This window comes from Limnohabitans sp. TS-CS-82 (genome assembly GCF_002943475.1).
Genome location: NZ_PTQX01000012.1, coordinates 76,796 through 100,032, shown reverse-complemented (window position 1 = coordinate 100,032; position 23,237 = coordinate 76,796). Strand labels below are relative to the sequence as shown.

At 55.5% G+C, this 23,237-nt stretch carries 22 protein-coding genes; 8 read left to right on the top strand and 14 right to left on the bottom strand.

Annotated elements, in window-relative coordinates:
- The first annotated feature begins 28 nt into the window (after window positions 1–28).
- Complete coding sequence (locus C5F52_RS20865) at window positions 29–571, top strand: phasin family protein (RefSeq protein ID WP_104800283.1); 543 nt, start codon at window positions 29–31, stop codon at window positions 569–571.
- A 96-nt stretch (window positions 572–667) separates the two neighbouring features.
- Here C5F52_RS20865 and C5F52_RS20860 read toward each other — a convergent pair whose 3' ends face one another.
- Complete coding sequence (locus C5F52_RS20860) at window positions 668–1,585, bottom strand: patatin-like phospholipase family protein (protein WP_236657949.1); 918 nt, start codon at window positions 1,583–1,585, stop codon at window positions 668–670.
- Between the two features lie 127 nt (window positions 1,586–1,712).
- On the opposite strand from C5F52_RS20860, the gene C5F52_RS20855 reads away from it, so the two are divergent.
- From C5F52_RS20855 to rpoD, 4 genes are all read left to right on the top strand, one after another.
- The gene (locus C5F52_RS20855; RefSeq protein WP_104800282.1) at window positions 1,713–2,471 is read left to right on the top strand and encodes a 3-hydroxyacyl-CoA dehydrogenase; all 759 of its coding nucleotides are present in this window, start codon (window positions 1,713–1,715) and stop codon (window positions 2,469–2,471) included.
- A gap of 88 nt (window positions 2,472–2,559) precedes the next feature.
- Window positions 2,560–4,758 carry an OsmC domain/YcaO domain-containing protein gene (locus C5F52_RS20850; protein ID WP_104800281.1) on the top strand — a complete coding sequence of 733 codons (2,199 nt, stop codon included), beginning with the start codon at window positions 2,560–2,562 and terminating at the stop codon, window positions 4,756–4,758.
- A 23-nt stretch (window positions 4,759–4,781) separates the two neighbouring features.
- Window positions 4,782–6,686 carry a DNA primase gene (gene dnaG, locus C5F52_RS20845; RefSeq protein ID WP_104800280.1) on the top strand — a complete coding sequence of 635 codons (1,905 nt, stop codon included), beginning with the start codon at window positions 4,782–4,784 and terminating at the stop codon, window positions 6,684–6,686.
- Window positions 6,687–6,937: 251 nt separating this feature from the next.
- Window positions 6,938–9,307: an RNA polymerase sigma factor RpoD gene (gene rpoD / locus C5F52_RS20840; protein WP_104800279.1), complete on the top strand. Its 2,370-nt coding sequence runs from the start codon at window positions 6,938–6,940 to the stop codon at window positions 9,305–9,307.
- A 79-nt stretch (window positions 9,308–9,386) separates the two neighbouring features.
- On the opposite strand, the gene C5F52_RS20835 is transcribed toward rpoD, so the two are convergent.
- Together C5F52_RS20835 and C5F52_RS20830 are read right to left on the bottom strand one after the other, a co-directional pair.
- Window positions 9,387–10,223, bottom strand: coding sequence for a class III extradiol dioxygenase family protein (locus tag C5F52_RS20835; protein ID WP_104800278.1), 837 nt, complete (start codon window positions 10,221–10,223; stop codon window positions 9,387–9,389).
- A gap of 18 nt (window positions 10,224–10,241) precedes the next feature.
- On the bottom strand, window positions 10,242–10,592 hold the full coding sequence (locus C5F52_RS20830; RefSeq protein WP_104800277.1) for a protocatechuate 4,5-dioxygenase subunit alpha: 351 nt from the start codon (window positions 10,590–10,592) through the stop codon (window positions 10,242–10,244).
- Window positions 10,593–10,679: 87 nt separating this feature from the next.
- Between C5F52_RS20830 and C5F52_RS20825 the strand changes: the two genes are divergently transcribed.
- Window positions 10,680–11,564: a LysR family transcriptional regulator gene (locus tag C5F52_RS20825; RefSeq protein WP_104800276.1), complete on the top strand. Its 885-nt coding sequence runs from the start codon at window positions 10,680–10,682 to the stop codon at window positions 11,562–11,564.
- Window positions 11,565–11,569: 5 nt separating this feature from the next.
- Here the strand turns inward: C5F52_RS20825 and C5F52_RS20820 are convergent, their stop codons facing one another.
- From C5F52_RS20820 to C5F52_RS20780, 9 genes are all read right to left on the bottom strand, one after another.
- A complete protein-coding gene (locus C5F52_RS20820) occupies window positions 11,570–12,571 on the bottom strand; it encodes an aldo/keto reductase (RefSeq protein WP_104800275.1) in 1,002 nt (333 codons plus the stop codon).
- Window positions 12,568–13,455 carry a sugar phosphate isomerase/epimerase gene (locus C5F52_RS20815; protein WP_104800381.1) on the bottom strand — a complete coding sequence of 296 codons (888 nt, stop codon included), beginning with the start codon at window positions 13,453–13,455 and terminating at the stop codon, window positions 12,568–12,570. The genes C5F52_RS20820 and C5F52_RS20815 overlap by 4 nt, the downstream gene beginning before the upstream one ends.
- Window positions 13,456–13,466: 11 nt before the next feature.
- Complete coding sequence (locus C5F52_RS20810; RefSeq protein WP_104800274.1) at window positions 13,467–14,348, bottom strand: 4-hydroxyphenylpyruvate dioxygenase; 882 nt, start codon at window positions 14,346–14,348, stop codon at window positions 13,467–13,469.
- Between the two features lie 33 nt (window positions 14,349–14,381).
- Complete coding sequence (locus C5F52_RS20805; protein ID WP_104800273.1) at window positions 14,382–15,233, bottom strand: shikimate dehydrogenase; 852 nt, start codon at window positions 15,231–15,233, stop codon at window positions 14,382–14,384.
- 6 nt (window positions 15,234–15,239) lie between these two features.
- Complete coding sequence (gene aroQ, locus C5F52_RS20800) at window positions 15,240–15,683, bottom strand: type II 3-dehydroquinate dehydratase (RefSeq protein ID WP_104800380.1); 444 nt, start codon at window positions 15,681–15,683, stop codon at window positions 15,240–15,242.
- Window positions 15,684–15,766: 83 nt separating this feature from the next.
- Window positions 15,767–16,789 (bottom strand): TRAP transporter substrate-binding protein, encoded by a 1,023-nt coding sequence (locus tag C5F52_RS20795; RefSeq protein ID WP_104800272.1) that lies wholly within the window; start codon window positions 16,787–16,789, stop codon window positions 15,767–15,769.
- 87 nt (window positions 16,790–16,876) lie between these two features.
- Window positions 16,877–18,154, bottom strand: coding sequence for a TRAP transporter large permease subunit (locus C5F52_RS20790; RefSeq protein WP_104800271.1), 1,278 nt, complete (start codon window positions 18,152–18,154; stop codon window positions 16,877–16,879).
- Window positions 18,155–18,175: 21 nt separating this feature from the next.
- The gene (locus C5F52_RS20785) at window positions 18,176–18,706 is read right to left on the bottom strand and encodes a TRAP transporter small permease (protein WP_104800270.1); all 531 of its coding nucleotides are present in this window, start codon (window positions 18,704–18,706) and stop codon (window positions 18,176–18,178) included.
- A gap of 106 nt (window positions 18,707–18,812) precedes the next feature.
- On the bottom strand, window positions 18,813–19,478 hold the full coding sequence (locus C5F52_RS20780; RefSeq protein WP_104800269.1) for a TetR/AcrR family transcriptional regulator: 666 nt from the start codon (window positions 19,476–19,478) through the stop codon (window positions 18,813–18,815).
- A 111-nt stretch (window positions 19,479–19,589) separates the two neighbouring features.
- Here C5F52_RS20780 and C5F52_RS20775 point away from each other — a divergent pair, with 111 nt between their 5' ends.
- Complete coding sequence (locus C5F52_RS20775) at window positions 19,590–20,327, top strand: sulfite exporter TauE/SafE family protein (protein ID WP_104800268.1); 738 nt, start codon at window positions 19,590–19,592, stop codon at window positions 20,325–20,327.
- The gene (locus tag C5F52_RS20770) at window positions 20,324–21,385 is read left to right on the top strand and encodes a Gfo/Idh/MocA family protein (protein ID WP_104800267.1); all 1,062 of its coding nucleotides are present in this window, start codon (window positions 20,324–20,326) and stop codon (window positions 21,383–21,385) included. Before C5F52_RS20775 ends, C5F52_RS20770 begins: the two co-directional genes overlap by 4 nt.
- Window positions 21,386–21,414: 29 nt before the next feature.
- Here C5F52_RS20770 and C5F52_RS20765 read toward each other — a convergent pair whose 3' ends face one another.
- Together C5F52_RS20765 and C5F52_RS20760 are read right to left on the bottom strand one after the other, a co-directional pair.
- On the bottom strand, window positions 21,415–22,473 hold the full coding sequence (locus tag C5F52_RS20765; RefSeq protein WP_104800266.1) for a Gfo/Idh/MocA family protein: 1,059 nt from the start codon (window positions 22,471–22,473) through the stop codon (window positions 21,415–21,417).
- 2 nt (window positions 22,474–22,475) lie between these two features.
- Window positions 22,476–23,237 carry an ABC transporter ATP-binding protein gene (locus C5F52_RS20760; RefSeq protein ID WP_104800265.1) on the bottom strand — a complete coding sequence of 254 codons (762 nt, stop codon included), beginning with the start codon at window positions 23,235–23,237 and terminating at the stop codon, window positions 22,476–22,478.

Sequence of the window (23,237 nt, the reverse complement as noted above, 5' to 3'; positions counted from 1 at the left end):
AGCTCACTTAACTTTCTGGAGTATTCACATGATCAACGTCGAACAAATCGCCGCCACCAACAAAGCCAACCTGGACAACCTGTTTGGTTTGTCAAACAAGGCCTTCGCTGGCGTTGAAAAAATGGTTGAACTCAACCTCACTGCTGGCCGCGCCGCTTTGGCTGAGTCTGCTGCTCACGCACAAGCTGTGATGGGCGTGAAAGACGCGCAAGAACTGATCGCTTTACAAACTAGCTTCTTGCAACCTTTGGCTGAGAAGTCTGCTGCTTACAGCCGCCACATCTATGACATCGCTCAAGGCACTGGCGCTGAATTCACCAAAGGCCTCGAAGGCAAAGCTGCTGAAGGCCAACACGCTGTTCAGGCTTACATCGAATCTGCTTTGAAAAATGCACCTGCTGGCTCGGAGCAAGCTGTGGCTTTCTTCAAACAAGCTGTGACTGCCAGCAACACCGCTGTGGAATCTGTGCAAAAAGCAGTCAAGCAAGCTGCTGACATGGCCGAGTCACACATCCAAACCGCCACTGAAACAGCTGTGAAAGCTTCCAAAAGCGCTGCCAAGAAGCGTTAATTTGTAACGATTGTCTCCTCGGATTCTTCGTCACCTCAGGGTGCAGGAATCCCTTCAAGGGCTCGCCGCAAGGCGGGCCCCTTTTTTCGCCTGTTGTTATGGCGTTGCTAGAGCAGCTTTGAGTTTGGGCAAGGCTTGCAGCATGGCGGCACGACCTGCTTCGATGGAGCGGCGACGGGCTTTGAAGTCAGCGCTGCCCACATCGTGCAAGGCGGGGCGCACCACAAGGTCGGCATCACGCAGCTCAAGGGTGTTGATGCTCTTGCCCATGATGGTGAAGGTCTGCATCAAGATGTCAAACATGTCACCCGTTTTGCCGGACTCAGGCGGACTGGAAATGTCGATGGCCAACACATACTCGGCCCCCATCTGACGTGCATAACGCACAGGCACAGGTGACACCAAGCCACCGTCCACAAACTCTCGATTGCCAATGCGCACCGGCTCAAACACCGAAGGCACCGCACTCGACGCGCGCACCGCCGTGCCCACATCGCCACGCTGAAACAAAACGCCCTCGCCCGTTTTCAAATCAGTGGCCACGATGCCCAGTGGAATCTTCATCTCCTCAATGCGACGGCCACCCGTTTGCTTGCTGATGTAGCGGGCCAAGCCATCGCCACGCATCATGCCGCGCCCAAGCAGTGGCACAGTCCAGTCGGTGATGGTGGCTTCTTCCATGGTCTCTGCTGCTTTTTGCAGCTGCGCACCGTCTTTACCACTGGCATAAAACGCCGCCACCACGCTGCCGGCCGAGGTGCCCACCACCAAGTCGGGCTTAATACCCGCCTCTTCCAGCACCTGAATCACGCCCACGTGTGCAAAGCCACGCGCCGCGCCACCGCCCAAGGCCAAGCCAAACTTGGGCACGCGCTTGGTCACGGGCGTTTCTGACGGACCGTTGTCGATGGGCGCCAGAGGCCCACGCGAAGAACAGCTGGCCAATACAGCCAAACTCAAAGCCAACACCCAAGCACGCGCAGCGGGCGGCGCCATTAACAAACGCAAATTCATGCAAAAACTTTCAACAGTCAATCTCTCTACTAGGGATTGTCCTAGATAGCAGCCAGAAGCCTTTGGCATCCCGCATAATTGACGTTTACGTAAACGTAAAGCAACCATTTAAATTCTGGAGACCCTCATGGACATCAAAGGCAAAGTTTTCATCGTCACCGGCGCAGCCTCTGGCTTGGGCGAAGGCACGGCACGTGCACTCGCTGCGAAAGGCGGCATCGTGGTCATCGCTGACATGCAAGCCGAGAAAGGCGAAGCCGTGGCCAAAGACATTGGTGGTGCCTTTGTGAAATGTGATGTGAGCAACGAGGCCGACGGCCAAGCCGTGGTGGCCAAAGCCGTGTCATTGGGCAAGCTCATGGGCTTGGTCAACTGCGCGGGCATTGCTCCAGCCGAAAAAACCGTGGGCAAAAACGGCGCGCATGCTCTGGCCTCGTTCAGCAAAACCATCACCATCAACCTGATTGGCAGCTTCAACATGATCCGCTTGGCCTCTGAAGCCATGTGCCGCAACGAACCCGAAGCCACAGGCGAGCGTGGTGTGTTGATCTCTACCGCGTCTGTGGCAGCGTATGACGGCCAAATTGGCCAAGCCGCTTACAGCGCATCCAAAGGTGGCATCGTGGGTATGACCTTGCCCATCGCCCGCGACCTGGCCCGCAACGGCATTCGCAACATGACCATCGCCCCCGGCATCATGGGCACGCCCATGCTGTTTGGCATGCCCCAAGAAGTGCAAGACGCACTGGCCGCTGGCGTGCCCTTCCCTTCGCGCTTGGGCACCCCGCAAGACTACGCCAAGCTCGCTTTGCACATTTTTGAAAATGATTTGCTCAACGGCGAAGTGATTCGTTTGGATGGTGCGATTCGTTTGGCACCGAAATAAGCGCGAACTGGGCTTTATATACTGGGTACTCACGTGGTCGCCATCCTGGCGACCACTTTGTTTTGAGTCCTGTTTTTAAATATCGCCCATGGAAATCAAGGTCAACTTTCTCGACAAGCTTCGCCTAGAAGCCAAGTTCGATGATTTCACCGTCGTCGCTGACCAGCCCATCCGTTACAAAGGCGATGGCTCAGCCCCTGGCCCTTTCGATTATTTTCTAGCCTCGTCGGCTTTGTGTGCAGCCTACTTTGTGAAGCTGTATTGCGTCACACGCAACATCCCCACCGAAAACATCCGTCTCTCGCAAAACAACATCGTTGACCCAGAGAACCGCTACCAACAGATTTTCAAAATTCAGGTGGAGTTGCCATCCGATATTCAGGAGGTCGACCGCCGCGGTATTTTGAATTCGATTGAGCGCTGCACTGTCAAAAAAGTGGTGCAAGCAGGCCCCGAGTTTGTCATCGAAGAAGTGGAGAACTTAGATGCCGATGCCCAGTCGCTGCTCACCCTCCAACCCAGCGCAGACACCAGCACCTACATCGTGGGCAAGGATTTACCGCTAGAGCAAACCATCGCCAACATGTCGAGCCTCTTGGCTAATCTAGGCATCAAGATTGAAATTGCCTCGTGGCGCAACATCATTCCCCATGTGTGGTCGCTCCACATCCGCGACGCCCATTCGCCCATGTGTTTCACCAATGGCAAGGGCTCAACCAAAGAAAGCGCGCTAGCCTCAGCCTTGGGCGAATACATCGAGCGTTTGAGCAACAACCATTTCTACGCCGGTGCTTTTTGGGGCGAAGACATCGCCAACGCGGCGTTTGTGCACTACCCAAATGAGCGTTGGTTCAAGCCTGGCAAGAAAGATGCGCTGCCCAAGGAAATTTTGGATGCGTACTGCCTCAACATCTACAACCCCGATGGTGAGTTGCGTGGCTCGCACCTCATCGACACCAACTCTGGCAATGCGCAGCGTGGCATCTGCGCACTGCCTTATGTACGCGAATCGGATGGCGAGGTGGTTTACTTCCCTTCCAACCTGATCGAAAACTTGTTCGTCAGCAACGGCATGAGCGCCGGCAACACACTGGCCGAAGCGCAAGTGCAATGCCTGTCTGAAATTTTCGAACGCGCCGTCAAACGCGACATCATCGAAGGCGAAATCTGTTTACCCGACGTGCCTAAAGACGTGTTGGCCAAATACCCCAGCATCCTGGCGGGCATTCAAGGTTTGGAAGAACAAGGCTTTCCTGTGCTGGTGAAAGACGCGTCATTGGGTGGCACCTATCCTGTGATGTGCGTGACGTTGATGAACCCGCGCACTGGCGGTGTGTTCGCCTCGTTCGGCGCGCACCCCAGTTTTGAAGTGGCGTTAGAGCGCAGCCTCACCGAACTGCTGCAAGGCCGCAGCTTTGAAGGCCTGAACGACTTGCCTGCGCCCACATTCGAAAGCAACGCCGTCACCGAACCCAACAACTTTGTAGAGCATTTCATTGACTCCAGCGGTATCGTGTCGTGGCGCTTTTTCAGCGCCAAAGCTGACTACGAATTTGTGGAATGGGACTTCTCTGGCCAAGGTGAAAACTCCAACTCGCAAGAAGCCGCCACCTTGTTTGGCATTCTCAAAGACCTCGGCAAAGAGGTCTACACCGCGGTACATGACCAGTTGGGTGCCATGGCCTGCCGAATTTTGGTGCCCGGCTACTCAGAGGTGTACCCCGTTGAAGATTTGATTTGGGACAACACCAACAAAGCGCTGCTGTTTCGCGAAGACATCCTCAACTTGCATCGCTTGGACGATGCCCGCTTGTCTGCGCTACTGGAACGCTTAGAGAACAACGAGTTGGACGACTACTCTGACATTGCCACGTTGATTGGCATCGAATTTGATGAAAACACCGTCTGGGGACAACTGACAGTGCTGGAGCTGAAGCTCTTGATTCAATTGGCCTTGAAGCACCATGAAGAAGCCCAAGAACTTGTGAGCGCTTTTCTTCAATACAACGACAACACGGTCGATCGCGGTTTGTTTTACCAAGCCTTGAACGTGGTGCTGGAAGTGATGCTTGATCCAGACCTAGAACTGGAAGACTACGACGTGAATTTCCGCCGGATGTTTGGCAACGAACGAATGAACGCTGTCATGGGCTCTGTCGATGGCAGCCTGCGTTTCTACGGGCTCACCCCCACAAGTATGAAGCTCGAAGGACTGGATAGACACCACCGCCTCATCGACAGCTACAAGAAACTGCACCAAGCGCGCGCCGCAAAGGGCGACGCCTAAAATCAGGCTGTACCTTTTCACCTATGGCCATCCCCCAGTCCTTCATTCAAGAGCTTTTAGCCCGCGTCGACGTTGTCGAGGTGGTGGGCCGCTATGTGCAGCTCAAAAAAGGCGGGGCCAATTTCATGGGGCTGTGCCCGTTCCACGGCGAGAAGTCACCGTCGTTTTCGGTCAGCCCTGCCAAACAGTTTTTCCATTGCTTTGGTTGCGGCAAGAATGGCAATGCCATTGGCTTCTTGATGGAGCATGCGGGCATGACCTTCGTCGAAGCGGTGAAGGACTTGGCGCAAAACATCGGCATGCAAGTGCCAGAAGACGATGCGTCGCCGCAAGACCGCGCCCGCGCTGCCGAGCAACGCCAAAAGCAAGCCACCCTCACCGACGTGCTGGAAAAAGCAGGCGAATCGTTCCGCAAACATTTGCGCAACTCACCGAAAGCGATTGAGTATTTCAAAGGCCGCGGCCTGAGCGGCGAAATTGCCAAACAGTTTGGCCTGGGCTACGCCCCCGAAGGTTGGCGAAGCTTGGCCAGCGTGTTCCCCGATTACCAAGACCCGCTTCTGGCAGAGAGCGGCTTGGTCATCGTGAACCAAGAAGACGGTGAAGAAGAAAAACGCTACGACCGTTTCCGCGATCGCGTGATGTTCCCCATCCGCAACGTCAAGGGCGAGTGCATTGGCTTTGGTGGCCGCGTGTTGTTTGAGGGCACGCCCAAATATTTGAACTCGCCAGAAACCCCCGTGTTCAGCAAAGGTCGCGAGTTGTACGGCTTGTTTGAAGCCCGCAACGCGCTGCGCGATGCCGGCTATGTGCTGGTGACCGAAGGCTATATGGACGTGGTGGCCTTGGCGCAGCTGGGCTTTCCCAATGCGGTGGCCACACTAGGCACGGCATGCACCACGGACCATGTGCAAAAACTTTTTCGCTTCACCGACAACGTGGTGTTCAGCTTTGACGGTGATGGCGCAGGTCGCCGTGCCGCGCGCAAAGCGCTGGATGGCGCCCTGCCCTACGCCACCGACGTGCGCAGCGTGAAGTTTTTGTTCTTACCTGCCGAGCACGACCCCGACAGCTACATCCGCGAGTTTGGCAAAGAAGCCTTTGCCCACTGCGTGACCGAAGCCATGCCCCTGAGCCGCTTTCTCATCGAAGTGGCCCGCGAAGGCTGCGACCTGCACACGGCTGAAGGCCGCGCCCACATGGCCAGCAATGCCAAGCCCATGTGGATGGCCTTGCCTGATGGTGCGTTGAAGCGTCAGTTGCTCAGCGAAATCGCCGAGCTGGCCGATCTAGGCAACCACGAGCTGCAGGACCTGTGGATGCCCGCGGCCCCTGCTGCTGCGCCTACACGCACGGGCGAATTTAAAAAATCATCCAAATTCAAACCCCGTGAACCCTACGCGCCCAAAACCTACAAGCGTGGCACACGCCTGATTCCACAAGGCCGCGCCGACCACGCTGCACGGGTGCTGCTTTCGCACATGGACTTGTGGGACGACCTCTCCACAGAAGACCACAACCTCTTATGCGAACTCGCCCCACCCCACGGCCCGCTGTTTGTGTGGCTGGACCACCAACACCACGAACACGGCAACCAAGCTTGGGGCGCATTGCGCGAAGGCCTGCGCGAGCATGAATCAGAAGACCTCGCCCTGCGCGTCATGGCCACCGCCTTCACCCCACTCATGGACGACGAAGGCAAGCCCATGCCCGAGAGCCTGACGCCCGAGCAACAACACAAAGAAGCCGGCCTAGAGCTGCGCGGTATCTTGAACAAAATTTTGTTTGAAAGCCTGGACGCGCAAATGAAAGAGGCCATCGCCGAAGCCGCCGCCGACCCAACGGCCATGCTGCGCTACAAAGCCCTGTTTGAGCGGCGCAAGCAACTAGGCCTGATCCCGCAAAAACTGGTCGAAAGCCAAGATTGATGCGCCTGCGGCCAATCTAAGGCCACCGTTTTGGGTATAATCCAAACTTAGCAAGTGCGACAGCAGCACCTCCGGGCCCGGCCAACCGTGACACAAGCACACGACTCGCCACTTCACCGCAAGGACTGCACACCAAATGTTCGCCCAATCCGCTTGCTTCTAGAGGTTCACACTTCACCCCCCTTTTCTCTTTTCCCGCGCCGGGTTTTTGTGGCGCTGTGTATTCGTTTCTTTGATGTCTAGGAGTTTTCATGCCTGTTGACCGCAATTCCAAGAAGCCTGCCAAGCCTGTAGCCAAGAAGGTGGTTCCCAAACCTACCGTCAAAGCCACAACCAAAGCAGTTACGAAGCCAGTCGCAAAACCCGTTGCAAAAACGGCTACCAAACCGGTAGTCAAAACCGCTGCTAAACCAGCAGCCAAGCCCGCAACGAAAGCCAAGTCAGTGCCCGCATCGAAAACAAAAGCTGCTGAAAAGCCAGTCACCAAACCCGTCGTGAAATCAATCCCCAAAGCCGAGGACACGAAGAAAAAAGCTTCGGCCGTAGAAGCCCACGCCCCTAAAGCAGCTGCCAAAAAAGCCCCCGCAAAAAAAGCAACCAAGGCCAAAGGTAAAAAAGCCGGCGGTGACGACGAAGACCTCGGCGACATCGAAGCCGACCTCGAAGGCGAGCCCGTCATCGAACCAGGTGCAGAAAAGGTCAAGCCCCTGCGCATGAAGATCAGCAAGGCCAAAGAACGTGCCTTGATGAAAGAATTCGGTTTGGACGAAACCGTGCTGTCTGAAGAAGACATGCAAAAGCGTCGCTCACGCCTGAAAACCCTGATCAAACTCGGTAAGACACGTGGCTACCTGACCCACGGTGAAATTTCTGACCACTTGCCCGACAAGTTGGTCGATGCTGAAACCCTCGAAGTGGTGATCAGCATGTTGAACGACATGGGCGTCGCTGTTTACGAACACACGCCTGACGCAGAAACGCTGCTGCTCAACAACAACACGCCCACCGCCGCCACCGAAGAAGAAGCCGAAGAAGAAGCCGAAGCGGCTTTGTCAACGGTGGACAGCGAGTTTGGCCGCACGACCGATCCCGTGCGCATGTACATGCGCGAAATGGGCACGGTTGAGTTGCTGACACGTGAAGGCGAGATTGAGATTGCCAAGCGCATCGAAGGCGGCTTGATGGACATGATGGCCGCGATCAGCGGCTCACCTGCCACCATCGCTGCGGTGTTGGCCATGGCTGAAGACATTCGTGAAAACAAAGTGGTCATCTCCACCATCGTGGACGGTTTCAACAACCTCAACGAAGCCGATGACTATGTGGCCGAAGAAGACTTCGACGAATTTGACGAAGAAGACGATGACGACGGCAAAGGCGGCTCTAAAGCGCTGACCAAGAAATTGGAAGAGTTGAAGAATGCAGCCCTTGAGCGCTTCGACCGCATGATTGTGTTGTTCGAAAAACTGCGCAAGACCTACGACAAAGAAGGCTATGGCACCCCTGCTTACATGAAGGCACAAACCGCATTGACCGCAGAGTTAATGGGCATTCGCTTCACCGCCAAGACCATTGAGAAATTGTGCGAATCTGTGCGCGGCCAAGTCGACGATGTGCGCAAGAACGAACGCGAACTGCGCCGCATCATCGTGGACAAGTGCGGCATGCCGCAAGCCACGTTCATCAAAGACTTTCCACCGAACTTGCTCAACCTCAAGTGGGTTGAAAAGCAAGCTGCTGCTGGCAAACCATGGTCGACCACCATGGGCCGTTACATCCCACCGGTTCAAGACTTGCAGCAAAAATTGATGGACTTGCAGTCCCGAGTGGTCGTGCCTTTGGAGCAACTCAAAGACATCAACAAACGCATGAATGCCGGCGAGCGCAGCTCACGCGGCGCCAAGAAAGAAATGATCGAAGCCAACTTGCGTTTGGTCATTTCGATTGCTAAAAAATACACCAACCGTGGTTTGCAGTTCCTCGACTTGATCCAAGAAGGCAACATCGGTTTGATGAAGGCCGTGGACAAGTTTGAATACCGTCGCGGCTACAAGTTCTCGACCTACGCCACATGGTGGATTCGCCAAGCGATCACGCGTTCTATCGCCGATCAGGCACGCACCATCCGTATTCCTGTGCACATGATCGAGACCATCAACAAGATGAACCGCATCAGCCGCCAACACTTGCAAGAGTTTGGTTTCGAGCCCGATGCCAGCGTCTTGGCCGAGAAGATGGAAATTCCAGAAGACAAGATCCGTAAGATCATGAAGATCGCCAAAGAGCCGATCTCCATGGAAACACCAATCGGTGATGATGACGACAGCCACTTGGGCGATTTCATCGAAGATGGCGTCAACACAGCGCCTATCGAAGCCGCCATGCAAGCGGGCTTGCGTGATGTGGTGAAAGACATTTTGGATGGCCTCACCCCACGCGAAGCCAAAGTGCTGCGCATGCGCTTTGGTATCGAAATGGCGATGGACCACACCTTGGAGGAAGTGGGCAAACAGTTTGACGTCACGCGTGAGCGCATCCGTCAAATCGAAGCCAAGGCTTTGCGTAAGTTGAAGCACCCCAGTCGCAGCGACAAACTGCGCAGCTTCATCGACACGATGTAATGCCCCTGCCCCGCTTTTGCGGGGCAACAAAAAACCCCGCCTGTTTGCACCGGCGGGGTTTTTCTTTTGCGGCTTTTTTTTATTCGGTCGCCAACGCCATCACGCCAGTGGCTGTGTTGGAAATTGGGATGTGATAGTTCTGGTGCACAGGCTTCACATGGTCGCCCAAGGCGCCGCGCATGGCCAACCACATGACCAGCTCCACGCCTTGCGTGCCGGTCTTTTCGACCAACTCGTGGATGCTGAACTGCGTGGCCCACTCGGGGTTCTTTTGCAGACTGTCCATGAATTCCAAATCAAACGCCTTGTTGATGTGGCCTGCCCGCTCGCCGTCGAGTTGATGGCTCAAACCACCGGTGCCCAAAATGGCCACGTTCAAGTCGCTGTCCCAGCTGCGAATGGCGTCGCCCACGGCTTTGCCCAGGTTGTAGCAACGCTTGGCCGATGGCAAGGGGAACTGCACGGTATTGATACAAATCGGCACGGTCAGCACAGGGCATGTGTCGCCAGGCCAGAACAATTTGAGCGGCAAGGTGAACGCATGGTCGACCAACATTTCTTGACACGTCACCACATCAAATTCTTTCTCCACCAGCTCGTTGATGATGTGCCATGACAAATCAGGCGCACCTTTAAACGGTGGCAAGGTGGGAATGCCCCAACCTTCATCGGCGTTGTTGTACTGCGTTGCAGCACCCACGGCAAAGGTGGGCATTTTGTCGAGGAAGAAGTTCAACCCGTGGTCGTTGTAGAACACCACAGCCACATCGGGCTTGACCTTGCCCAACCACTCGTGAATAGGTGGGAAGCCATCGAAGAATGGTTTCCAGTACGGGTCTTGCTGAATGCCTTTGGCAATCGCGCCACCAATAGAAGGGATGTGTGATGAGGCGAGGCCGCCAACGATGTGTGCCATGGTGTGTCTCCTAGATGTTTATTGGTGGGCCGCAGCGCGCAGCTTGGCTTTGAATTCTTCTTTGGTCATGCCGGTTTGGGCTGCGCCCAGGTCTTGCACGTCCAAACCCAAAATGCCGGCGAATTTGGCGAGGTAATACACATTGCCACCAGCGGCAATCAGGCCCAAGACGTTGCGCGTGCGAATGGCATCGGCTTGTTGTGCGTTCAAGCCGTACTGCAGCATGTACGCCTCTTCATCCGCTTTAAAGGTAGCGCGGCTATCGGCGCTGTTGAACGAGTAGCACATCTTGTTGAGGGCATAGCCTTTTTGGGCTTGGTCACCGTCAAACAAAGTGGTTCCAAAAATGGGTTCAGGGTTATGGCTCATGTGTGTCTCCGTGATTGAAGTTTTTCAATGGAACGGAGTGTGGGCGTTTCAACCCATAAAATAAACAAGGCAATACTCATTTATTCCATGAAAAAATTTAATCATTTGGATTTGGACGGTCATCTGCTGCATTTGCTCAGCACCGTGATTGAGCAAGGTTCTGTCACCGCAGCCGCCAACGCACTAGGCATCACGCAGTCCGCGGTGAGCCACCAGCTCGACCGCTTGCGCGCCATCGTGGGCGACGCCTTGTTTGTCAAATCGGGGCGCGGCATTGTGCCCACGGCGCGAGCTGAAGCTTTGGCCTTGCAAGCGCAAGGGCTGCTGACTCAGCTGCAAGGATTTGTACACAGTGGTGCGTTTGAGCCTGCGCGCCTGACCCAATGTTTCACCATCGCCGCCAACGATTTGCAACGCGACTTGCTGCTGCCGGGCTTGTTGAACCGCTTGCAAGCCCAAGCGCCAGGTGTCACGCTGCGCGTGGAGCCATCCGATGTGCCCAGTGCCGACATGCTGCGCGCTCAAGACTGCCAGCTGGTCATCAGCCCGCGCCCGCCAGATGCCACCGACATCAAACACAAGCGCCTGTTCGCCGACAACTACCGTGTGTTTTATGACCCGCAGATGCGCAAAGCCCCGCGCTCGCTGAAAGCCTATGAAGCGGCTGAGCACATCACCGTGGTACACCAACCGCGTCGCAGCTTAGACATTGACGAATTACTGCTTAAAAAAGGCGTGCAACGCCGTTTTGCGGCCACCCTGAGCAGCTTTGCAGGCGTGGCGGCGTTCGTGGCTGGCACGGAGCGCTTGGCCACCCTGCCCGGCTTGCTGCGTCAAGGTTTGCTGCGCGGTTTGGCAGATGCGCCCGTGCCCTTTGACACGCCAGACATGCCCATGTACGCCATCTGGCATGTGCGGCACCAGCAAGACCCAGTGCATATTTGGCTGCGCGAACACTTGTTTGCTAGTTGATACGCTTAAGCAAACTCTTCGGTATCCACCTCGGAAGCATTCACCGCGTTGTAACGCGGCCCCTTCACAGTCTGCGGGTTGATGAGCGCTTCTAAGCGCTGCATCTGCTCAGCCGACAGCACCACATCAGCGGCAGCGATGTTGTCTTCGAGGTGATGGATATTTTGTGTGCCGGGAATCGGAATGAGCAAGCTGCTTTTGTGCAGCAACCAAGCCAAGGCCAATTGCGCAGGTGTACAGCCTGCTTCGCGTGCAATGGATTGGTAGGCATCGAGCAAAGGCAAATTAGCAGCATAGGTGTCCGCCGCAAAGCGTGGCATGGCACGGCGAATGTCATTGGAAGCCAGAGTGCTCACATCACGCAAATCACCACACAAGAAACCACGTGCGACAGGACTGAACGCGACAAAGGTCGTGCCCAACTCTTCGCAAGCTTTGAGCACGGCAATTTCGGGGTTGCGTGTCCACAGCGAGTATTCGGTTTGCACCGCCGCAATGGGATGCACGGCATGCGCTTTGCGCAAGGTGGTGGCAGAGACTTCGCTCAAACCAATCTCACGAATCTTGCCTGCACGTACCAAGTCGCTCAGCGCGCCCACACTGTCTTCGATGGGAACTTGTTTGTCCCAGCGGTGCAAGTAGTACAGGTCAATCACATCGGTGCCCAAGCGCGACAAGCTGTCATCACAGTTTTTACGCAAGGTCTCGGGGCGGCCATCAATCACGCGCTTCACACCGTCAGGGAAGGACACCCCCGCCATGCCACCTTTGCTGCACAAGGTGATCTGATTGCGATGCGCCTTGAGCGCGCGACCGACCAACAACTCGTTGGTGCCAAAGCCATACAAAGCCGCCGTATCAAACATCGTCACACCGAGGTCTAGGGCACGGTGAATGAGTGCCTCACCCACTTCAGGCGCAGGTGGTGCGCCGTAAGCGTGACTGAGGTTCATGCAGCCTAGGCCAATGGCTGAAACTTGGTAAGGGCCGAGTTGACGTTGTTTCATACGGAGGCGTGTGTGCGTGTCCAAGCAGGCAATGGGGCTGAGCGGTGCAGCACATTGTCGTGCAGCCATGTAGCGCTCTTGCGCGCACGCTCGGCCACAGTGGCCAGAGGCAGTTGTTGGTAGTCGTCGTTGAAAACTTCAAAGCTGTAGTCGCCACGGTAACCAATGCGGTCCAAGCGCAACACCAAATCAGCCAAGGCTTCGCTGTGCACGCCCTCACCTGGGAACACGCGGAAGGTGCGAGCGGTGGTCATGCGGTCTTCAAAGGTGGGGGTTTCATGCCACATGAAGTCAGACAGTTGGACCAAGAAAATTTTCTCGGGGTCAAGGTCTTCAATTGCGTCTAACGGCGTGTTGGCCGCGAAGATGTGGAACGAGTCAATGCCAATGCCTAGGTTGGGGCAATCGGCGCGGCACACCACATCCCAAGACGTGGTGAACTCGTTGACCGTGCGGCCCCATGACAAACCTTCGTAAGCCACTTTGATCCCCAAGGGCAAGGCCATCATGGCGAGCTTTTTCAAATCGCGGGCGATGTGGTCTAAATCATCTGTCGCGTGGCGTGAGGTGGACGAACACGCCAACAACACTTTGCTGCCCGTGGCCGCGCACATCTCGAGCATCGATTTGGCGATGTCGACTTTGTAGCCGTGCAAGTGGCCAGACAAACCTTCAAAGTCGCGCAGCACCTGAAAACCTGTGGGGCGCAAGCCACTAGCCTGCACTGCAGCCACAGCAGCAGGCACTCCGCCAGGGTGCGTGACCAAGTCACGCGCCATGAGCATGACTTGTGAAAAGCCTGCGTCTTTCATCGCCGACAGCTTGGCTTCTAAAGAGCCCGCCATCGTGATGGTGTCCATACCGAAACCATCGAGCAAGTTCATGGCATGCCCCTTCATTGGTCTTTGTGAACCAGCTCAAACGACACTGAGCCCAAGGCGCTGCGTGTGAGCGCGCCACGGTCTTCGGGGTGCAACTGGGTGGACTCGACAAACTCCACGCCACGCGCTTTGAGTGCCGTCACCGCGGCGCCCACATCGACCACGCCCAAACCAATGCGTTGCAAGCACTCGGGCGACTCATCGGTGTCCATCCAAGGATCGGGTTCGATGAGTTGCCACAAGAAGTTGCCGCAGGGGCTTTTCATCAACTTACCTTTGGGCAAGATGCCAAAGCGTTGCTCGTCGGGCACAAAGCTGAAATCAAACATGTGTTCAAAGTAGGCCAACCAGTCGGCACTGCGGCCTGCGCCGATGTACTGCACCACACCAAAGTAGCTCATGCCAGCGGTGGCTTCTGGGTGTTGGTCCACAGTAGGAATAGGTTTGAAATCGATGTCGTAAATCGAGAACTCTTGCCAACGGTCCACAAAGTAAAAGCGGCTGCCACCTGGGCCGTGGATGGCCGGAATGTGCAACTCCATCGCTTGCGCTTGGCTGGTCACATTCCATGCACCCAACTCCATGCAGCGGGTGTGCGCTTGCAGCGCATCGCGCACGCGGAAAGCCACAGCAGAGATGACGGGTTGGCCATCGGTGGTGGCGCTCACACGCGCATCATCGGGGCTGGCGTTGACCACCAAGTTCATACCGCCTTGGCGGTACAAGGTCACCTCACGCGAGCGGTGGCGTGCCACGGGGCGAAAGCCCATGTTTTCTAACACTTGGCCCAGCGCCTGTGGGCGGCTGGTGGCGTATTCGATGAACTCGATCCCATCCAAGCCCAAACGATTGGGCATATCGGGCACGGACTCGCGATGTTGAGATGTCAATGTCATCAAATACTCCAAGAAAAATTAATAGCTCAAAACTCAATAGCTCAGCTGCGCCACATCGCGCAGCACGTCAGCGGTGGTGGTGGGCAAGCCGAAGTATTCCAAGTAGGCAGGAATTTGTTCAAACAACATGTCGGAGCCCACCTGCACGCGGCAGCCTCGGTTTTTGGCGGCTTGCAAGAACGCAGTCATTTCGGTCTTCATCACCACCTCGCCCACAAAGGCGTCGGGGGAAATACGCGACACGTCCATCGGCAAAGCGTCGCCTTCGTTCATGCCCATGGGCGTGGCGTTGACCACCAAGTCGTGGTCAGCGGGGTCGTTTGAGCCCGTGCGCACATCGATCTGAGGGTAGTTTTGTTTCAAGCGTTGGCCCAAGGCCTCGGCAGATGCGGTGTTCACATCAAACAAGCTGATGGCGGCAATGCCTGCACCCGCGAGCGACGCCGCAATGGCGCACCCCACACCGCCAGAACCGACCACCAACACGCGCTTACCCGTGAGGTCAAAGCCCTTGCGTTGCACGCCGCGCACAAAGCCAGCGCCATCAAACATGTCGCCGACCAAACGGCCATCCGCGAGTTTTTTCACGGCATTGCAAGCACCGGCCACGCGCACGGTGGCGGTTACTTCGTCGAGCAAGCCCACCGTCACCACCTTGTGCGGCATGGTGATCAACGCACCACAAATGTTGGTGAGGCTGAACACCGACTTCAAGAACACCGGATAGTCCGGCGTTTGGCACCCCATGGGCACCACCACTGCATTGATGCCCGCACTGGCGAAGTACGGGTTGTAAATCATGGGCGACTTGAAGGAATGCGTAGGAAAACCAATGTGGGCAATCAGCTGCGTGTTGCCATTGATAGAAATGCCGTGCTTGCTCATGGTGTTTTATTTAGAAGATTGAACAGCAGACACCGCGGCACGCAAAGCCAGCTCGTAGCTGTCAGCACCAAAGCCGCAAATTTGGCCTTTCACAATTTCAGCGAAGACTGATGTGTGACGGAATTCTTCACGCGCATGGATATTGGACATGTGCAACTCGACCACAGGGCAAGTCAACACAGCCAAAGCATCGCGAATGGCGTAGCTGTAATGGGTCCAGGCGCCAGCGTTGATGAGCACGGCGTCCACGTTGTCAAAGTAGCCTTGATGAATGCGCTCGCACATGTCACCTTCGTGGTTGGTCTGATAGCACTCAACTTCAGCGCCCAACGCTTTGCCCAACTTGTGCAAATTGGCATTGATCTCATCGAGTGTGATGGTGCCGTATTGCTTAGGGTCGCGTTTACCAAACATGTTGTGGTTCACGCCGTGGAGCATCAAGACTTTCATATGCAACTTCCCTTGAGAGTTTTTATATTCGTTCAACAAAAAAAGCTTCGCCGCACTCAAGCGGCGAAGCATCACACAGTCAATTACTTAGACTTCTTGGCAGGTGCAGCTGAACGCACTTTGTCGATTTCAGCTTGCAACTCTTTGACCACGTCTTGGCCCACGTTCACGCCGTGTTTGGCAGTCACAGGGCGCATCTTGTCGCGCAAGATCGCCATTTCAGACTCAGGCAACTGGGTCACTTGCATGCCGTTTTTCTTGAGGTTGGCCAACAAGCTGGCTTCCAAGTTACGTGCAGTTTCGCGTTGGAACTTGGCAGACTCAGTGGCGGCATCCGCTACGACCTTTTTCTCAGCAGCGCTCAAGGCATCCCAGAACTTTTTGCTGATGATCACAGACTGTGGGTTGTATTGGTGCGCTGTCAAAGCCATGTGCTTTTGCACTTCGTACAACTTGGCGCTGTTAATGGTTGGGATGGGGTTCTCTTGACCGTCCACGGCACCTTGCTCTAAAGCGGCATACACCTCTGGCCATGGCAGTGGTGTGGGGTTGGCACCCAAAGCTTTCACCCAATCCACGTTGATGGGGTTAGGAATCACGCGCAACTTCAGGCCTTCGATGTCAGACACTTTGTTGATGGCGCGCTTGCCGTTGGTCAAGTGACGGAAGCCCAGTTCGTAATAAGCCAAACCGATCAAACCTTTTTCTTCCAACTTGGCGTGCATCTTCTTACCGAAGGCGCCGTCGACCACAGCATCCGCTTCTTTGGTGGTCGCAAACATGAAGGGGAAATCGAACACGGCGAATTCTTTGACTTGGCTTGCGAAGATGCCAGAGTTCATGGAAGCCATTTCAAGAGAGCCGCCTTGGATGGCAGACACGTTGGCTTGGTCGCTGCCCAAAGTGCCACCTGGGAAGATGTTGACTTTGAGTTTGCCGCCGGAGTTCTTCTCGACGATTTCTTTGAACTTCTCCATGCCCTGAACAATGGGGTGACCCGCATTGTTCTGGTTGGCGAACTTGATGGTTTTCACTTGCGCCGAAGCGATGCCCATGGCGGCCATGGCCACAGTCGCGATCACGGTTTTGATAAATACACGTTTCATGTCAGTGTCTCCTGAAGAACTTTGCGGTCGTACGCGAATCAAGGAAACCACTGCCAGGCGTACCCGGGCTGACAGTGGAAAAGAAAATCAATAGAACCAGCGTGCAGGCACCATCACCAATTGCGGGAAGGCCACCATCGCAAACATGATGATGAATTGCGCCACCATGAACGGCATCACACCACGTGTGACTTCGTCCATGCTGACTTTACCCACACCGGCCACCGCATTGAGCACCGTGCCCACAGGCGGCGTGATCAAACCAATCGCATTGTTGATGATGAACAACACGCCAAAGTACACGGGGTCAATGCCCGCTGCTTTCACCACAGGCATCAGCACAGGGGTGAGCAACAAAATGGTGGGGGTCATGTCCAAGGCGGTACCGACCAGCATGGTGATGACCATGATGGTCAGCATCAACAAACGTGGGCTGTCCAACAAGGGTTGAAGCAAAGCGACCAATTCAGCAGGCAAGTTAGCCACCGTGATCAACCAAGCAGACACCATGGCCGCTGCCACCAAGAACATCACAATCGCGCTGGTCTTGGCTGACGAAACAAACAAGGGATACAAGCTCTTCAAATTCAGCTCTTTGTACACAAAGGTCGAGATGAGCAAGGCGTACACAGCAGCCACCACCGCAGCTTCTGTCGGGGTGAACACACCAAACTTCAAGCCAAACACCACGATCACAGGCAACACCAAAGCCCAAGTCGCCTCGCGCAGTGCTTCACGAATTTCGCCAAACGATTTACGTGGGGGCACGGTCACCACTTCTTGACGGGCCAACCACCACCACGTGATCCACAAAGACGCACCCAACAAAATGCCGGGCACGATGCCGGCCATGAACAATTTGGAAATCGACACGTTGCCGGCCACACCAAAAATCACAAAGCCAATGCTGGGTGGAATCACGGGAGCAATGATGCCGGCAGAAGCAATCAAACCCGCCGAGCGTGCGCGGTCATGGCCGGCCGCCACCATCATGGGCAACAGCAATGAAGCCAAAGCAGCGGCATCGGCCACGGCAGAACCAGACAATGCAGCCATGATGACCGCAGCCATGATGGTCACATAGCCCAAACCACCTTTGATGTGGCCCACGCAAGCCATCGCGAAGTTCACGATGCGACGCGACAAACCACCCGCATTCATGATCTCGCCAGCCAACATGAAGAATGGCACAGCCAACAACGGGAAACTGTTGGAGCCTTCGATCAAGTTTTGCGCCAAGATTTGCGCGTCAAACATGTTCATGTGCCACATCAGCGCAGCACCGCACAACAGCAAAGAGAAGGCGATGGGGATACCCAACGCCATGGAACCCATCAGGGAAAAGAGAAATACAGCGATCGTCATGGTCTTGTTCCTTGGATGGGTTTAGTGGTTGTCGCCGTGTGGAGCTTCTTCAGACTCTTGAATCATCACCAAATCTTCGTCGCGCACGTGCCCAGTCAACAAGCGAATGAACTCTGCACTCAAAATCAAACCGCCCATCACAGCAAACAAAATGCCGGGCAAGTAAACCCAAGCCATAGAAGCCTCCATCACGGCGCTGGTGCTGTCCAAATTGATGACGGCTTGCTCATAAGCGCCCTTGAGCAAAAGCCAGCAAGCAAACAACATCAAAATGTATGACGCACCCAAGCACACCTTCTTGCCGAATGGGCCCAAGCGGCTCACCAACATGTCTGTCCCCAAATGGCCGTGCTCTTTCAGGGCCACGATGGCGCCGAGGAAGGTCATCCACACGAAAGCCCAACGCGACAGCTCTTCAGACAAGGTGATGCCTGAGTTCATGGCGTAACGCAGAAACACATTACCGAACACCAGGACCACCATCAGGGCGAGGCAAAAGGCGATCGCTGCTTCAAGCACTTTGCAGCAGCGATCCAAAATGAGGTTGAACATGAGGATGATCCTTAAAGAATATGGGTTGAAACAAAATGTACAAAACAGTTACTTTGTGACATGTTAGTGAAAACCCGCATTTAAATCACGCATAGCCAACTACCTGCTATACCAAATTTGAATAGCTAACAAAACGCAGAACCATGTCCACCACGCTTTGGCGTCGTGCCGACAGAGCTTTGGCTGTTTGGCCGTTGCGTTTGAAAATCAAATCGAAGGTGTAGCGGTTGGAGACATTGAAAAAAGTCAACGCCGAGATAGACGCGTGGATATCAATAGGATCCAGCCCCTTGCGGAATACACCCGCCTTGACGCCACGCTTGTACAACTCTTCGATGGACTGAATGGCCGACACATTCAACTCTTGGATGAGCTTGCTTTGTGCCAAATAGCTACCGTGTTGGATGTTTTCGTTCATCACCAAACGAATGAAATCTTGGTTGCTGTGGTGGTGATCAAAAGTGAAGCCCACCAATGCTTTGAGGGCGTCGACAGGCGACAGATCGGACAAGTGCAGCTCGGACTCGGTGGCGCGAATGCGGCGATAGGCGTCTTCTAGCACAGCCAAATACAAGCCCTCTTTGCTGCCGTAGTAGTAATAGATCATGCGTTTGCTGGTGTGCGTGGCCGCTGCAATCGCGTCGATGCGTGCGCCCGCCAAGCCCTTGGCTGCAAACTCTTGGGTCGCCACGGCCAAGATCCCCGCCATCGTCCGCTCAGGATCGTTGGTGCGCTTGGGCGCTTTGCGAGAAGAATGTACCGTTTCGTTCATTATCAAAGTATAGAGTGCACAGAGCAGACATCTGTCTCCAGAAGAACCCTAGTACACAGCCAGGTGTCATCGCGTGCGTAAACTCAAGCGACGCACACACAAAACCCACACATGTCATTTGATTCTTACTTCGTCTTAGCTGGTCTCGCCTCGCTCTTGGTGGGCTTGTCCAAAGGCGGATTGCCCACGGTGGGGATGCTGGCTGTCCCCCTGCTCTCACTGTTCATGTCACCGGTGAAAGCGGCGGTGTTGCTGCTGCCGATTTACATCATCTCGGATGTGGTGAGTGTGTGGCTGTATCGCAAAAACTTCAGCGCTCCGAATTTGAAAATTCTCATTCCTGCCGGTGTGTTGGGTGTGTTCATTGGCTGGCTCACGGCCTCGGTGACTTCGGACAGCGCCGTGAAACTGATCATTGGCTGTATGGGCATAGGCTTTTGCCTCAACACGTGGCTGCGTAAAACACCACAAGACAAACAACCGGTCAATGCCAAGAAGGGTTGGTTCTGGGGCACCGTGGCTGGATTTACCAGCTTCATCTCGCACGCGGGAGGGCCGCCGTTTCAGATTTATGTGTTGCCACAGCGACTGCCTAAGGTTCAATTTGCAGGCACCGCCACGTTGTTGTTTGCTGTGATCAACGCGGCGAAAATTTGGCCCTACCAACTGTTACAGCCTTACTCTTACGACGACTTGATGCGCGCCGCAGACCTGATCCCGTTCGCGTTGGTGGGCACGGTGCTGGGCGCATACATCACCCGAAAGATTGCCGACGTTTGGTTTTACCGCTTGGTGCAAGCGGGCCTGTTTGCGGTATCCCTCAAACTCATTGCAGATGTTGTTCTATGACCACCTCACATCACACCTCTTCACGCACTGCCCCATTGCGCTTGGGCATCTTGGGCTGCGCCAAGATTGCCAAACAATTTGCACGCGATGTGCACGGCAGCAAGCAGGTGTCCATCCAAGCCGTGGCCAGCCGCGACTTGACCAAAGCGCAAGCCTTCGCGCAGAGCTTTGACATCGCACGCCCTCACGGCAGCTACGAAGCCTTGTTGGCGGATACCGCGCTAGACGCCATCTACCTCCCGCTGCCCAACAGCCTGCACGCCGAGTGGGCCATTCGAGCCATGCAAGCGGGCAAACATGTGTTGTGCGAAAAACCGCTGGCACTCAACTTGGCAGAAGTCACACGCATGTTTGAAGTCGCGCGCCAACAAGGTGTGATGTTGTTCGAGTCGTACCCCTATTGGTTCCAACCCCAAACCCGCGACTTGCTGGCGTGCTTGAGCCACGACAAGATTGGCGAGATACGCAGCATGCAAGCCAGCTTTGGCTTCACCGTGAGCAACACCGACACCAACATCCGCATGAAGCCCGACCTTGGCGGTGGCGCCCTGCTGGACGCAGGCTGCTATCCACTGAGCTTGATTCGTTTGGTGATGGGCTGCGCCCCCGAACGTGTCATGGCCCATGCCACTTGGGCTGACACGGGCGTGGACATCAGCCTGATGGCCACCTTGTTTTACGCCGATGGCCGACGTGCGCAGATGTCATGCGCCATGGACACCGCCAACCACCGCCGCGCCACCATCGTGGGCTCACACGGCACGGTCGAGACCGAATACCTCAACCACACCAGCGACTCGCACACGCACCCTTGGGGCTACTTGCCCAGCCAACTGCGCGTGCGCCAAGGCGTTGCCAACAGCATTCCGTTTGAAGAAGTGCATTCAGCGTCAGGCAGTGGTTTTAGGTTTGCAGCCGAGGCGTTTGCCAAAGTGGTGCGCGATGGCGACTTCCCCGCCATTGAACGCGCCGCATCAGCCAGCCATGACATTGCAGCCACCTTGGATGCGATTCAAGCCAGCGCGAAAACGGGACACGTGGTGCGCTTGAGCTGCTGAGTGCCAGCCAGCGCAACACGCCCTGCGCGTCAAGCGCAGGTTTCGCTCAACCGAACGGTTTGCTGACTTGCCGCGGCTTGTGCAATGGCATCGACCACCAACAGATTTTGCAACCCATCGTGCGCACTCACCAACGGCGCATCCAAGCCTTGGATGACGCGAATGAAGTGATCCATTTGCAAACGCAAGGGGTCTTCGCGCTGCAAGGCCACCGTGCTGACTGCATACGGTTTGAACCATGAACGGTCTTCTGCTTTGGCGTAGGTTTTCAAGCGCATGGTGGGCACAGCCAAGCTGCCCATCGTTCCTGCAATGACGTAACAGTCTTCATCGTCATAGCTGGCGTAGGCTTTGTTCTCTTGGCTGGTTTGCTCCCAACTCCGCGCCGATGCCGCTGTGTCAGAGAGCATGAATGACGCCAACACACCCGATGCAAAACGAAACGTGATGGACGCGGTGTCTTCCACCGCAAAGCCACGCACCGCATTCGAGGTCATGGCCTGCACTTGCGTGATCTCGCCGCACAACATGCGCAAGTTGTGAATCTCGTGGATGAGGTTGATCAGGATGGGGCCACCGCCCACCTCACGCCGCCAAGGCGCTTGCGTGAAGTAGTCATCGGGCTTGTAAAACATGGCACTGCCAACCACGCTCACCAACCGCCCCAAACGCCCGTCATCAATCACCGCTTTGGCTTGACGCATGAGGGGGCTGTGCGCACGGTGGTGGCCAATCAGCACCTTGGCTTGATGCGCTTGCGTGGCTTGCACCAGCTTTTGCGCATCGGCCACGGTGTGTGCGATCGGTTTCTCCACCAACACCGGCACACCTGCTGCGATGCACTGTAGGGCTTGCGGCACATGCATGGCATTGGGTGTGGCCAGAACCACGCCGTCTGGCGAGACAGCAGCCAGCAGTGCATCCAAGGTGGCGAACCAAGGCACGCCATGCGGTTGGGCCAAGGCTTGCGCAGCCTCAGACGGATCGGCAATGGCGCTCAATCGGCACCGCGAAGATTGCGCAATCACGTCGATGTGCGCGCGACCAATCACGCCCGCACCAGCGACCGCGATGTTCAACTGGGGCATGCTTAAACGGTTGTTGCTGCAGCCGTGGTGGTGTGCGCACCACCCAAGAACAAACGTTCCATTTGTGGGTCAGCCAAAATTTCAGCGGCTGACTTGTACAGCACCAAACGGCCGGACTCCAACGCAATGGCGTTGTCCGAGCACTTGAGCGCACTCTTGACGTTTTGCTCCACCATCAGCACCGTGGTGCCTTGGTCAGCCAACTTGCGCAAGAGCTTGAACACGTCTTGCACCACCATGGGCGACAAACCAATGGAAGGCTCATCAATCAACAAAACTTTGGGACGCAGCAACAAAGCGCGACCAATTTCAAGTTGCTTTTGCTCACCACCCGAGAGCGAAGAAGCCAAGGAGTTCATGCGCTCTTTCACGCGTGGGAAAAACTCAAGCACTTCAGGAATGCGCTCGTGCGTGGTTTTCATACCCAGCGTGATGCCGCCCAGCTCTAAGTTTTCATACACCGAGAGTTGGCCAAACAAATTGCGGCCTTGCGGCACAAAAGCAATGCCACGTGCGAGCAAGTCTTTTTGTGTGGCGCCCGTGATGTCGTCGCCATTCAAACGAACCTTGCCTTGGCGCGGTGTGAGCAAACCAAACAAGGTTTTGAGCACGGTCGATTTGCCAGCACCGTTGGGGCCAATCAGCAACGTGATGGAGCCTTTGGGCACTGTGAATGACAGGTTGTTCAAGATCATGAAATCTTTGTAACCCGCCACGACATCGTCAAATTCGATGCACGGTGTTGTGTTGTTGTCTGTTGTCAT